We start from the raw sequence: 13,159 nt of genomic DNA, 5'->3' as shown, positions 1-13,159 counted from the left end.
GGATGTGGGGAGATGAAACACCGCGCGGCCCACCCGTAGGGGTGGACCGCGCGGAGTGGGGTGCGGTGGGGCGGCCGGGCTCAGGCGTCGATGCGCGAGCGGTCCAGGGTGGCGGCCGAGCTGGTGATGAACTCCTTGCGGGGCGCGACCTCGTTGCCCATCAGGAGGTCGAAGACCTGCTCGGAGGACTCCAGGTCACCGATGTTGATACGGCGGAGCGTGCGGTGCCGGGGGTCCATCGTGGTCTCCGCCAGCTGATCGGCGTCCATCTCGCCGAGGCCCTTGTAGCGCTGGATGGAGTCCTTGTAGCGCACGTTCTTGCGCTGGTACTCCAGCAGCGTCTGGCGCAGCTCGTTGTCCGAGTACGTGTAGACGTACTTGTCCTGGCCCTTCTTGGGCTGGATCAGCTCGATGCGGTGCAGCGGCGGCACGGCCGCGAAGACGCGTCCCGCCTCCACCATCGGCCGCATGTAGCGCTGGAAGAGCGTCAGCAGCAGACAGCGGATGTGCGCGCCGTCGACATCGGCGTCGACGAGGAGGACGATCTTTCCGTAGCGGGCGGCGTCGATGTCGAAGGTCCGCCCGGACCCCGCTCCTATGACCTGGATGATGGCGCCGCACTCGGCGTTCTTGAGCATGTCCGAGACGGACGACTTCTGCACGTTGAGGATCTTGCCGCGAATGGGCAGCAGCGCCTGGAACTCGGAGTTCCGGGCGAGCTTCGCCGTACCCAGCGCGGAGTCTCCCTCGACGATGAAGAGCTCGCTGCGCTCCACGTCGTCGCTGCGGCAGTCGGCGAGCTTCGCCGGCAGCGAGGAGGACTCCAGCGCGGTCTTGCGGCGCTGCGCCTCCTTGTGCTGGCGGGCCGCGATACGCGTCCGGGCGGCGGCGACGACCTTCTCCATCACCGAGCGCGCCTGCTGCTTCGCGTCGCGCCGGGTGGAGGTCAGGAACGTCTTCAGCTCCTTGGCGACGACGTTGCCGACGATGCGCGCGGCCGCCGACGTGCCGAGCACCTCCTTCGTCTGGCCCTCGAACTGCGGCTCCGCGAGACGGACCGTGACGACCGCCGTGAGGCCCTCCATCGCGTCGTCCTTGACGACGTCGTCCTCGGCGACGCGCAGCAGCTTGGCCGACCGCAGGGCCTCGTTGACCGTTTTGGTGAGGGAGCGCTCGAAACCGGAGATGTGGGTGCCGCCCTTGGGGGTGGCGATGATGTTGACGAAGGACCGGACGGTGGTGTCGTAGCCCGTCCCCCAGCGCAGCGCGATGTCCACGCCCAGCTCACGGGTGACCTCGGTCGCCGTCATGTGACCGCGGTCGTCGAGAACGGGCACGGTCTCCTTGAAGGTGCCCTGCCCGCTGAGCCGCAGCACGTCGCAGATGGGCTTGTCCTGCGCGAGGTACTCGCAGAACTCGCTGATGCCGCCGTCGAAGCGGAAGACCTCCTCGGTCTTGCCCTCACCGTCCGTGGCGCGCTCGTCACGGACGACGATGGTCAGGCCGGGGACGAGGAAGGCCGTCTGGCGGGCGCGCTGGTACAGCGTCTCCAGGCTGAGCTTGGCGTCCTTGAGGAAGATCTGGTGGTCGGCCCAGTAGCGCACGCGCGTGCCGGTGCGCGTCTTGGGGACCCGCTTGCCCTTGCGCAGCCCGTTGGCCGGGTCGAAGGGGGCGTCGGGGCCGGACTCGGTGAACATGCCGGGGACACCGCGCCGGAAGCTGATGGCGTGCGTCGCGCTGTTGCGGTCGACCTCGACGTCCAGGCGGGCGGACAGGGCGTTCACGACGGACGCGCCGACGCCGTGCAGGCCGCCGGAGGCCGCGTACGAGCCGCCGCCGAACTTTCCGCCGGCGTGCAGCTTGGTCATCACGACCTCGACGCCGGACAGGCCCGTCTTGGGCTCGACGTCGACCGGGATGCCCCGGCCGTTGTCCCGGACCTCGACGGAGCCGTCCTCGTGGAGGACGACCTCGATGTGGTCGCAGTAGCCGCCGAGGGCCTCGTCGACGGAGTTGTCGATGATCTCCCACAGGCAGTGCATGAGGCCGCGGCTGTCCGTGGACCCGATGTACATGCCAGGTCGCTTGCGGACGGCCTCCAGGCCCTCCAGGACGAGAAGGTGCCGCGCGGTGTAGTTGCTGCCATCACGCTCTGCACCGGTCAGAAGCGCAGTGGACGGCACGGACGTTTCGGCGGTCACGCGGTTCGCTCCTCGCTGAATTTCAAATGTGTCCCGATGGGGTACGGGCCCGGCGTGGGTCGCCGGTCAGAGGGTACCGAGGCCTGGTAGAGCCGATGTAACACCACCCGGGGGAAAACTCATGCTAGTCCAGAGTCGCATGCACGTTCGATCCCTCGTTGGAGTGACGTGGACATCACGTTCCCTTCGAGGCATGAACCATTTAGGCTCCGGGCACGTCCTCATGAACAACCCGGCAAGCCAGCCGGGAGGGCAGACACCCATTAATCGACGCGAAACCGTAGAGCGACGCAATACGGCTCCTTCGCCGCTAACCGGCAACAGACAGCCACCTCGGAAGAATTTTCAAGGAAAAGCCACGAGCGGGAACGTTTTCGGCCTGGTTGGATGTTGACCCTGGTACGACAGCTCGTCGAGCTAGAGAAGAGGCGACGTGACTACTGTTCTGACCCCCGCGAGCCCCCTGACGGCCGCTGACCGATGCGACCGATGCGGCGCCCAGGCTTACCTGCGCGTCGTCCTGGCCAGCGGCGGCGAACTGCTCTTCTGCGCCCACCACGGTCGCAAGTTCGAGCCGGAACTCAAGAAGATCGCCGCTGAAATACAGGACGAGACCGACCGGCTGACCCCCGTGCCGCCGTCCCCGGAAGACGAGGAACGCTGACACCTCGCAACCACGACGAGCCGAGGGCCGGTCCCCGGACCGGCCGACGGGCGGCCTCCCCTGAGAGATCAGGGAAGGCCGCCCGTACTTGTACGCTGCAAGCGTAATCAGTCCCTTGCCGCCCAGGTTTCAGGGGCCGCCGACAGGCGCGCGTACACGCCGGGGCTCTCCGCCCTGCCGCAGCCGCTCCCCCAGGAGACCAGGCCGATCAGCCGGCCGTCGGCCACCAGGGGCCCGCCACTGTCCCCCTGGCAGGCGTCGTGCCCCCCGTTCTCGTCCCCGGCGCACAGCATGGTGTCCGGGCGGTAGGTGCCTTCCGCGCGGCCCGGGTAGGCCCGCTCGCAGGCGCTGTCGTCCATCACCTTGACCGGGGCGGCCCGCAGCTCGTCGGTGTACGACCCGGTGCCCGACGTGTCGCCCCAGCCGTAGACCACGGCTCGGGTGCCGGCCGTGTACGCCGCGCTGCCCGGCCCCGCGGCCTTGATGACGTCCGCGGCGGGCAGCGGGTCCAGAAGCGTCAGCAGGGCGAAGTCACCGGCGTTCGTCTTGGCGTCGTAGGACGGGTTCACCTGGACGCCGCTCACGGCGATCTCCTTGCCGCCCGCGCCCTTGAGCGTGTTGCGGCCCGCGATGACCCGCAGATCCCGCACCTGGCCGAGCGGTACGCCCAGCACGTCCGAACTCACGCAGTGTGCCGCCGTCAGCACTTTGGCGGGCGCCACCAGCACTCCCCCGCAGAATTGACCCGCTCGCGTACCTCCGAACCGGTCACGGCTGGAGAGGGCCACCACCCACGGCGACTGCGAGATCTGCACCGGCTGGCCCCCGATCACCACACCGTCCGGGGCGGCGGCGCCTCCCGATGCCTGTGGCGCCGCGACGGCCATGGCCGTCAGGGCCAGCGCCCCTGTCAGTGATCCGGCGAAAGAGCGACGCATACGGCCTCCTGGCTCGGTGGAGCTATGGCAGCACCAGCCTCGGCCGGACGCCTGCGCGCCGCACCCGCGAAAGGCCGCGGCCCGGGGCCCCGTACGAGGGACCCCGGGCCACGGCCCGAGCGGTGACGACCAGAGTGCCCTGGCCGGGAAGCGGACTAGTCGAGGTAGTCGCGCAGCACCTGCGAGCGCGACGGGTGGCGGAGCTTGGACATCGTCTTCGACTCGATCTGGCGGATGCGCTCACGCGTCACGCCGTAGACCTTGCCGATCTCGTCCAGCGTCTTCGGCTGACCGTCGGTGAGCCCGAAGCGCATGGACACGACACCGGCCTCGCGCTCGGACAGGGTGTCGAGCACCGAGTGCAGCTGCTCCTGGAGCAGCGTGAAGGAGACGGCGTCGGCCGGGACGACCGCCTCGGAGTCCTCGATGAGGTCACCGAACTCGCTGTCGCCGTCCTCGCCGAGCGGGGTGTGCAGCGAGATGGGCTCGCGGCCGTACTTCTGGACCTCGATGACCTTCTCGGGGGTCATGTCGAGTTCCTTGGCCAGCTCCTCCGGGGTGGGCTCGCGGCCCAGGTCCTGGAGCATCTGGCGCTGGACGCGGGCCAGCTTGTTGATGACCTCGACCATGTGCACCGGGATGCGGATGGTGCGGGCCTGGTCGGCCATCGCGCGGGTGATCGCCTGGCGGATCCACCAGGTGGCGTACGTGGAGAACTTGTAGCCCTTGGTGTAGTCGAACTTCTCGACCGCGCGGATCAGACCCAGGTTGCCCTCCTGGATCAGGTCCAGGAACAGCATGCCGCGGCCGGTGTAGCGCTTGGCCAGCGAGACGACGAGGCGGAGGTTGGCCTCCAGCAGGTGGTTCTTGGCGCGGCGGCCGTCCTCGGCGATGATCTCCAGCTCGCGCTTGAGCTTCGGCGCGAGCTTGTCGCTGTTGGCCAGTTTGTCCTCGGCGAACAGGCCCGCCTCGATGCGCTTGGCGAGCTCCACCTCCTGCTCGGCGTTGAGGAGGGGAACCTTGCCGATCTGCTTGAGGTAGTCCTTGACGGGGTCGGCGGTGGCGCCGGCGACGGCGACCTGCTGCGCGGGCGCGTCGTCCTCGTCCTCGTCGGAGAGCACGAACCCCTTCTCCCCGCCCTCTTCCTCCTCGTCGGCGCCCGCCTTGAGGGGGGTCTCCTCGGCGGAGTCCTCTCCGTCGGCCTCGCCGGCGTCCTTCTTGGCGGAGGTCTTCTTGGCCGCCGTCTTCTTCGCCGCGGTCTTCTTCGCGACGGTCTTCTTGGCCGCCGTCTTCTTCGCCGCGGCCTTCTTCACCGGCTCCGGGGCGCTCACCTCGTCGTCGGCCACCGCGTCCACGGTCTCCGCCGCAGGAGCGGAGGTCGCCGCGACGGTCGTGGCGGTGGCCGGCTGCGCCGCGGTCGCCGCGACGGACTTCGTGGCGGTGCGCTTGGCCGGGCTCTTCGCCGCGACGCTCTTGCGGGGGCGCTTGGGCGACTCCGCGGCGGTGACCATCAGCGTCACACCCTCTTCCTCGAGGATCTGGTTCAGGCTGCGCAGTACGTTCTTCCACTGGGCCGCCGGGATCTGGTCGGCCAAGAATGCCTGGCGCACGTCATCGCCCGCGATCTGCCCATCAGCCTTTCCCCGCTCGATGAGCGCCATCACAGACTCGGACTCGGCGATCTCCGGCGGGAGCGTACGGGATGTGCTGGCCGACACGAACAACCTCTCGGAACGATGGGAACGGCTTCCGACCGCCTCGCCCTGAGTGCGGGCCACGGCCGACGACATCGGCTGGGGATGTACCGACGGCGCAGGTTGAACCTCGGACTGGCTACAGCGCCGGTTTCGACGGCTGTATTCCCTCTTCGGCTGTCACCTCTTAGGTCATCGCACAGTTCCGCACAGTGTTACGCCCAATCTTCGTGGCCCGAGTCACACCCCGTGTGAAATCGGAAGAACAGAAGGGACATGGGCCCACAATCGTGTCGCCGGACCCCCAGGGGATCCGGCGACACGAGGTTCGTCAGCGCAGCCGGGCCGCATGGCGCACACCCTGGCCGTGGTCCGCGGTCAGTGCTCGCGCGGCGCCGGCACCACACGCTCCACTTCCGGGTGGACGGTGAGCAGTTGGCGCATGGCGGCCTCGGCCGCCGGAGCGTCGCCCGCGGCGAGCGCGTCGACGGTGCGGGAGTGGTGGACGAGCGCCGCCTCGGTCGGGCGGTCACAGCCCGTGATCGGGCCGCCGGACACCTGGAGGGCGGCGGACACGATGCCGGAGAGGTGCTCCAGCATGCGGTTGCCGGCGAGCTGGATGAGCAGGGAGTGGAACTCGGCGTCGGCGCGGGAGAACGTCAGGGAGTCGCCCTGCGTGAGGGCGTGGCCCATGATCTCGACCATGTCGCCGAGCCGCTGCTGGAGGTCCTCGCGTCCGTGGCCGGCCGCGAGACGGGCGGCGAGCGGCTCGATCATCCACCGCAGCTCGCCCAGTTCGCGGCGCTGGTCGTCGCGCTGCGGACCGAACGCCCGCCACTCGATGATGTCGGGGTCCAGCAGGTTCCAGTCGCTGACCGGGCGGACCCGGGTGCCGACGTTGGGGCGGGCGCTGACGAGGCCCTTGGCCTCGAGCACGCGCAGGGATTCGCGGACGACGGTGCGGGAGACCTCGAAGCGCTGGCCGATCTCCTCGGGGACGAGCGGACGGTCGGCGCCGAGATCGCCGGAGACGATCATCTGCCCGAGCTGCTGGACGAGTTGGCCGTGGAGCCCGCGGCCCCGGCTGCCCGCCGAGCGGCGGCCCATCCGGCCCAGGTCCGTGTCGGCCCCTTCCCAGGAGGGGACGCCGACGCGGTCGGCGCCCGGCACCTCCGCGTAGGGGTAGCGATCGAGTTCACCCGGCCCGGCGAGGCCGGAATCGGCGGGGCGGGAGGCGGTCATCATGGTGTGCGCAAGGGTACTCACGGATCCTTTGTCGGCGGGACTTCCACGACCCTTGAGGTCTTTGGTGAAAAGCACACGAAAGGGTGATCGCCGCCCGCCCCGCAATTGACGACTTATCGGAAAGAAACGGGCGTACCCAGGGAAGTTGTGAGCGGGTGTCAGCTTTCGCCGAGCGAGTCGTCACCAATGTGCCCTGCGGCGAAAGCCGGTGATCAGATATGCGCAAAGCAGGGCGCACAGCGACAACGCAAGGGCCGCTCCCACCGGTTGGGCCGCGACCTTCATCGCGGTCACGACCCACCCGTCGACCTCGTGCGGCCATCGCAGCCACGCCACCTCGCGCAGCCGGCCCGGGAGTCCGGCCACCGAATGCAAGGACGGCCCCACCACCACCCGCTGTGCGACCGGCGCCACCAGCACCGGTACGGCCAGCACCGCGGCCACTCCGGCGGCCGTGGCACGGAAGACGGCCGCGCCCAGCAGCCCGGCCCACGCACAGCCGACGGTCAGACCGGACCAACTGACGGCCATGGCAGCCCATTTGTCCGGTACGCGCAGCAAGTCCTCGCCGTACACCAGCCGCAGGGCCTGCGCGTCGACCACCACGACGAGCAGGGCGAGGAGCAGCGCCATGGCGGCGGACACGGCCAGCTTGGCGAGGAGCAGCCCGACGCGGCGGGGAACGGTGCCCCGCGCGGCGGCCAGGGCGGGATACCGGAACTCCTCGCCGAAGGCCATGGCGCCGAGCAGTCCCGCGGCGAGCGCGGCGGGCGGCAGGGGCAGGATGTCCGGCCAGGCGGCGAGCAGGGCAGACAGCGGGGTGCTGCCGACACGGGCCAGCAGTACGGAGATCGTCACGGAGGCGGCCACGGCGGCGGCGACGACCCGGAGGCTCGTGCGGGTGCCGAGGAGGCGGTGCAGTTCGTAGCGCAGCGGGCGCAGCGGACTGCGGGCCGGGCGCAGGGGCAGAGGCGGCGGGAGCGTCGCGCGCGCCCGGGTCCCGGCGCCTTCCGCACTCCGGGCACCGGCGGGAGCGGGCTCCCGCTCCCCGGTGGGCGGCGGCCCGGTGTCGCGGGTCTCGTCGGCCAGCCTGTGTACCGGGATGCCGTGCCGGAAGGCGGTCTCCCCGATCCGGGCGCAGTCGCTGCCGTACACGGACAGGCGGGTGCCGCCCTCGGTGACGACTTCGACGGAACGCCTCGCGGCGCGGGCCTCGCGGGTGACGAGGGCGCCGAGACGGGCGGCGTGCGGCGTGCTGACCACGACGCGCGGGCGAAGCCGCGTTCTGGCGAACTCGGCGGCCTCCTGGTCCGCGACGAGCCGGCCGCCGTCGATGGTGACGACCCGGTCGGCGGTACGGGCGGCCTCCCTGGGGTCGCTCGTCGTGCAGAGCACCGTCCCGCCCTGGGCGGCGTGGCCGCGCAGCAGCCCGAACAGCCAGCTGTGCTCGCGCGGCGAAAGACCCGCGGCGGGCTGGTCGAGGAGGAGTGTGTGCGGGTCTCCCAACAGGGCGGAGGCCAGGCCGAGCCGGCGGTCCATGCCGAGCGAGAGCATGCTCAGGCGCTCGTCGGCGAGGGCGGCCAGACCGACGAGGTCGAGCATGTCGTCGGCGCGGGAGGCGGGCACGCCCGCCGCGGCGCAGAGCATGCGGAGCTGGCCGCGGACGGTACGCGCCGGGTGGCCCGGGACGTCGCCGAGGAGTGCCCCGACCTCACGTGCGGGGTGGGCGATCCGGTGGAGGGGGCGGCCCCTGAAGTACGTGACGCCGCGCCCGGGGGCCAGGTCGAGCATCAGCCTGAGCGCCGTGGTCTTGCCGGACCCGGGGGCGCCGAGGAGGGCCGTGACGTGCCCCGGCCGCGCCTCGAAGGTGAGGTCGTCGACTGCGGGCGGGAGTTCTCGGCGGGGGGCGCTGGTGAGTCCGATGGCCTGGAGCATCGCTTCTCTCGCGGAATGGGGAGACCGCTCGGCGGCTGGGCGGTACCGCAGCAAGATAACTCGACATATCGGACTTTTTATGCAACGCGGGGCGCGTTGGCGCGACAGGTCTGATGCCGGGCCGTTTCGACCCCTCGCGATCCCCCGTTCGGCCCTGCGGCTTCAGACCTCGGGGCGCAGCATCGGCGGGTTGAGCAGCGTCGCCCCGCCCGCCCGGAACAACTGCGCGGGCCTGCCGCCCTGCCGGGTCGTGGTCCCGCCCGAAGGGACGAGGAATCCCGGGGTGCCGGTGACCTTGCGGTGGAAGTTGCGGGGGTCCAGGGCGACGCCCCAGACGGCCTCGTACACCCGTCGCAGCTCACCGACCGTGAACTCCGGCGGGCAGAAGGCGGTCGCCAGCGACGAGTACTCGATCTTGGAGCGGGCGCGCTCCACGCCGTCCGCGAGGATCTGGGCGTGGTCGAACGCGAGCGGCGCCGGAGGCTCCTCGTCACGGTTGTACTCGCCCTCCTGGCCGAGCAGGGCCTCGACCGGCGCCCAGCGCGCGCTGTGCGCGTCGCCGCCCGCCCGCGGGGCGGGCAGGTCCGGCGCGAGCACCAGGTAGGCCACGCTCACCACGCGCATGCGCGGATCGCGTTTCGGGTCTCCGTACGTGGCGAGCTGTTCGAGGTGGGCCCCGTTCCCGATCGACGGGGCACCGGGGTCGTGCGCGCACAGACCCGTCTCCTCGGCGAGTTCGCGTGCCGCCGCCGCCCCGAGGTCCTCCTCCGACCGTACGAAGCCTCCGGGCAGCGCCCAGCGGCCCTGGTAGGGCTGCTCGCCACGGCGTACGACCAACGCGCAGAGCGCGTGCCGGCGCACGGTGAGTACGACCAGATCCACGGTGACTGCGAAGGGAGGGAAAGCCGATGGGTCGTAGGGCGACATGCCGTGATCATAGTCGTCTTCCTGACGATAAACAGTCCTCTTCGTGGAGCCGCTCCCTGAAGCGGCCGCCGTGCGGCTCCCGTCGCCGTCCACGCCTCAGCCTCCCAACTGGAGTGCGTCGGCGGCTTCCTCGATCATGCCGAGTCCGAGCCTGCTGATCCGAACGCCGAAGGGCTCCCCCGCCACGCGCAGGCCCGAGAATTGCACGGCCCCCACCGGTGCGCCGCGCATCGGGAACAGCGCCACCGTGCCCGCCGGGACGTCGGGACGGATGCCCGCGAGGGCGGTGAGCAGGTGGACGCCGGCCGCGGCGGCCACGGCCGCCGGCCGACAGGCGGCCGGGTGCGGCACGGGCAGGCTGCCGGCGGTGCGCTGCTCTCCGGCGTACATCTCCGGCAGCCGGCTGCCGAACGCTCCGGCCGCGTCGAGCGCCCCGCGCAACAGGGCGGTCGCCTCGTGCTCGTACCCGGCCGCTGCCAGGCCCGCGACCGCGACGGCCGTCTCATGGACGCGCACCGCTCCGCCGCGATGGCCGAAGGGGTTGTGGCCGGGCTCCCTGGAGCCGAGACTGCGCAGTCCCCAGCCCGAGTCCATGGCCGGCCCGCCCAGCAGCCTGGCCACCTGCTCGGTCTGCACCTTGTCCAGCAGGCCAGGTGCCTGTCCGCCCCCGCCGAGCAGGCCCGTGTCCAGGAGGTGGGCGGTCCCGCCGCCGAGGTGCGGGAGGAGCCGTCCGTCGGCGGTGCGGGCCGCCGCCGGCCGGCCGCCCGCCCGGTCGTCGATCCAGAAACTTCCCCGGAACGTACGACGCAGCATGGCCGCCCACTCGCGCCACCCTTCGGCGCCCGGCCTGCCGCACTCGGCCAGCAGGTCGGCGCCGAGTACGGCCGCGCGATGGGCGTGGGCCTGGGTCTCGCCGCGCCGTGGCCCACCGGGCCACGGTTCCGGCAGGCAGCCGTCGTCGTCTGCGGCTCTGCGCAGCCAGAGCAGACAGCGCTCGGCGGCCGGCAGCAGCTCTTCCAGGTCCTGCTCCGCCAGCCCCCACCGCCGTGCCTCCGCGAGGACGACGGGGAAGGCCAGCGTCGCCTCCACGCCCGTGCAACCGGGCGGCAGATGCGGTCCGGCGTCCCTGAGGGGCCCGGGAAGCCTGCCGTGTTCGGGCCCGGCGCCCGTCATCTGTGTCCGGGCGAGAGTACGCAGCGTGGACGCGGCGAGCCGGGTGCCGAGGGGCAGCGCCATGCGCGCTGCCCACAGCGCCTCGGCCGGCGCCAGCCCGCAGCGCCAGGGCACCCCCGCCGCCAGGTAGGTGTCCGCCGGGTCGCGGGAGTCGCGCACGAGCAGGGCGCGCAGATCGTCGAGGCTGGTCCGCAACAGCTCCCGCACGCGCGGATCGTCTCCTTCCGCCGTCGCCTCGGAGAACGGGTCCGTCCCGGTCCGCGCCGGCGGCCGGACACGCCGGTCCGTACGGATCCGCAGGACGACCGCGCGCGAGGCACCGGGCAGCAGCTCGATGTCCCAGCGCAACAGGCCGGCGGAGGCGATCGCGTCCTGCGGCGGCGGGTCCGCGGTGACGACCGACTCGGCTCCCGCCGCCGCCCAGCGCAGACCCGAGGCGTGGACGCCGGCGGGCAGCTCGCGCCCGGGACGGCCGGCCGCGACGGCGCCGAGGTCGGCCAGATCGGTGCCCAGTCTGATCTCGACCCCCACCCGCAGGGGACGGGCCGCCGAGCTGCGCAGGACGATCCGCTCCGTGCCCCCGGCGTCCCGCAGCCGCTCCACGACGACCTCGGGGTCCGGTCCGCCGCCGCCGGGCGTCCGTACGACGCCGACGAAACGGGCGCGGCCTGCCGAGAGCAGCCTCCCCTGGACGGGGACCGGTTCACGCCCGGCGACCCGCAGGTGGCAACGGGAGAGCAGCCGGCGCCCCGACTGGTAGAAACCCTCCAGTCCGCCGCCGGTCAGCTGCCCGCTCTCGGCGGACAGCACGAGCCCCGGCAGGTCCGCGCAGATCAGCAGGGCGTGGACCGAGGGCAGCTCGGCGGGGGGCAGGCCGCCTCCCGGGAGCGTTCGCGCCCCTGCGGCCGGGGACGGTGCGGTGAGGGTCATACGGTGCCTCCTCTGCGCTCGTGACAGTCGCCCCGGAAGGGGCGCGGGGCGTTCGCGGTACCGCCACACGTGTGAACGTTCGCGTCGGCATGCGGGTCACGGCCGTCATCGCTCGCTCCTCCCCCGCTGTTCGTCCCGCCGGCGCGTGCGCCCCCGCGCCGCAGCCGTCCCGGGGCGCGTCCTGGCGGGCGGTGTGCTCTGCTTGGCGGCCGCGCGGGGCCGCAGGGAACGCGTCGTCGGCCGCGTCCGCACGACGCGCGAGCGGGGTTGTTCGCGCTCGGCGCGCTCGGCGCGCAGGCAGCGCCGCAGAGCTTCGGGGTCCATGCCCTCGTTGCACGCCTGGTGGAGGAGCTGAGCGAAGGTGTACTCGGGGTCGGACCGCAGCGCGCGGCCGAGGGCGACCCTGGCCTCTGGTTCGTCACCGCTCGACCAGGCCACCCATCCCGCGAGCGTCAGCGGGGCGGCGGCGTGCGTCTCGTACGCCCCGGCGCACCGCCGGGCGAGCGCCCGCCAGAGCCGCAGCGCGGGCTCGGCGTCGGGACCTTCCATCCATTCCGCGGCCCGGTCCCTGATCTCCCGGTCCTGCAGTCCGAGAATGACGGCCGCGGCCTCGTCGTCGGAGATGAGCGCGTCGTCCCCGGCATCCGCGTCGGGCCGGTTCACCGGCCCCGGGCGGTTCTCACCGAGGCGCTTCATGAGCCGCCTGGCCAGCGCCAGGGTTTCGGCGCCGACCTCCTCACGCTCGACCCCGCCGAGGATGCGGGGCACCAGTGCGAGCCCTGCGGCGTCCAGCGCCCGTACCTGCTCGCGGTCGGCGGGCCGGCGCGGCGTGAGCCTCGCCTCCATCTCCCGCAGCGATCCGCGAACCTGGATCCCCGCGTAGGCGGCGGCCGCTGCCATGACCGAGGTGCCGGGCATGGCCAGTACGTTGCCCTCCGGCGGGCAGCAGCGCTCGTCGGGGCAGCAGTAGGACCAGTACCGGCCGTCCGAGATGCACAGCGCCTCGAACACGGGCACGTCGAGAGCGCCGCACGCGGTGCGCAGCCGCTGCGCCAAGGGGCGCAGCCGCTCCATGACCTGGCGTCCGGACTCCTCGCCGGTGGGGTCCTGGCAGAGGAAGACGACGATGCCGTCGGGGCGGCCGCTGCGCCGCTCGCTGCCGGTGACCAGGCAGTCGGCGAGCTGGTCCGAGACGAACGGCCATTCCCTCGGGGATCGGGGGATGCCGAGCCTGAGCCGCCCGCCGAAGCGGCCCCGGTTTCCGTGCAGCGCGACCATCACGACGCTGTCGGTCGGATGGAAGCCCATGAGGTACGGGAGGGCGTCTGCGAGTTCCGCGGGGCCGCGGAGGGTGATCTGGTCGCCGTCCGAGGGGCCTGTGGGTTCGTGGTGCTTGTTCATGGCTCGACGGTCCCGCAGACACCGCCGACTCCGCCAACCCTGTGGATAACT

The 13,159-nt window shown here is 72.0% G+C and carries 9 protein-coding genes; 1 reads left to right on the top strand and 8 read right to left on the bottom strand.

The annotated features are described in order from the left end of the window. Window positions 1-80: 80 nt before the first annotated feature. Window positions 81-2,201: a DNA gyrase/topoisomerase IV subunit B gene (locus ACWGH0_RS01855; RefSeq protein ID WP_453402133.1), complete on the bottom strand. Its 2,121-nt coding sequence runs from the start codon at window positions 2,199-2,201 to the stop codon at window positions 81-83. Window positions 2,202-2,634: 433 nt separating this feature from the next. Between ACWGH0_RS01855 and ACWGH0_RS01850 the strand changes: the two genes are divergently transcribed. After that, window positions 2,635-2,865, top strand: coding sequence for a DUF7455 domain-containing protein (locus tag ACWGH0_RS01850; RefSeq protein WP_028814168.1), 231 nt, complete (start codon window positions 2,635-2,637; stop codon window positions 2,863-2,865). A gap of 107 nt (window positions 2,866-2,972) precedes the next feature. Here ACWGH0_RS01850 and ACWGH0_RS01845 read toward each other — a convergent pair whose 3' ends face one another. The 7 genes from ACWGH0_RS01845 to ACWGH0_RS01815 all read right to left on the bottom strand — a co-directional run bounded on the left by ACWGH0_RS01845 (window position 2,973) and on the right by ACWGH0_RS01815 (window position 13,108). Continuing rightward, a complete protein-coding gene (locus ACWGH0_RS01845; RefSeq protein ID WP_453402132.1) occupies window positions 2,973-3,803 on the bottom strand; it encodes a serine protease in 831 nt (276 codons plus the stop codon). Window positions 3,804-3,958: 155 nt separating this feature from the next. Continuing rightward, window positions 3,959-5,521 (bottom strand): RNA polymerase sigma factor, encoded by a 1,563-nt coding sequence (locus ACWGH0_RS01840; RefSeq protein WP_453402131.1) that lies wholly within the window; start codon window positions 5,519-5,521, stop codon window positions 3,959-3,961. Window positions 5,522-5,875: 354 nt separating this feature from the next. Beyond that, complete coding sequence (locus ACWGH0_RS01835) at window positions 5,876-6,763, bottom strand: FadR/GntR family transcriptional regulator (RefSeq protein ID WP_453402130.1); 888 nt, start codon at window positions 6,761-6,763, stop codon at window positions 5,876-5,878. 159 nt (window positions 6,764-6,922) lie between these two features. After that, on the bottom strand, window positions 6,923-8,677 hold the full coding sequence (locus tag ACWGH0_RS01830) for an ATP-binding cassette domain-containing protein (RefSeq protein ID WP_453402129.1): 1,755 nt from the start codon (window positions 8,675-8,677) through the stop codon (window positions 6,923-6,925). A gap of 162 nt (window positions 8,678-8,839) precedes the next feature. Then, window positions 8,840-9,604 (bottom strand): NUDIX hydrolase, encoded by a 765-nt coding sequence (locus ACWGH0_RS01825; RefSeq protein WP_453402128.1) that lies wholly within the window; start codon window positions 9,602-9,604, stop codon window positions 8,840-8,842. A gap of 96 nt (window positions 9,605-9,700) precedes the next feature. Further along, window positions 9,701-11,707 (bottom strand): glycogen debranching N-terminal domain-containing protein, encoded by a 2,007-nt coding sequence (locus ACWGH0_RS01820; protein ID WP_453402127.1) that lies wholly within the window; start codon window positions 11,705-11,707, stop codon window positions 9,701-9,703. Window positions 11,708-11,812: 105 nt separating this feature from the next. Continuing rightward, window positions 11,813-13,108, bottom strand: coding sequence for a DUF4192 domain-containing protein (locus ACWGH0_RS01815; protein ID WP_453402126.1), 1,296 nt, complete (start codon window positions 13,106-13,108; stop codon window positions 11,813-11,815). Window positions 13,109-13,159: the final 51 nt, after the last annotated feature.

This window comes from Streptomyces sp. NPDC054887 (assembly GCF_053610585.1).
This window is presented reverse-complemented; position numbering and strand designations above follow the sequence as displayed.

Excerpts from the sequence above, each read along its gene's own strand:
- ACWGH0_RS01845 (WP_453402132.1), bottom strand. The coding sequence starts at position 3,803 with ATGCGTCGCTCTTTCGCCGGATCACTGACAGGGGCGCTGGCCCTGACG.
- ACWGH0_RS01830 (WP_453402129.1), bottom strand. The coding sequence starts at position 8,677 with ATGCTCCAGGCCATCGGACTCACCAGCGCCCCCCGCCGAGAACTCCCG.
- ACWGH0_RS01825 (WP_453402128.1), bottom strand. The coding sequence starts at position 9,604 with ATGTCGCCCTACGACCCATCGGCTTTCCCTCCCTTCGCAGTCACCGTG.
- ACWGH0_RS01820 (WP_453402127.1), bottom strand. The coding sequence starts at position 11,707 with ATGACCCTCACCGCACCGTCCCCGGCCGCAGGGGCGCGAACGCTCCCG.
- ACWGH0_RS01815 (WP_453402126.1), bottom strand. The coding sequence starts at position 13,108 with ATGAACAAGCACCACGAACCCACAGGCCCCTCGGACGGCGACCAGATC.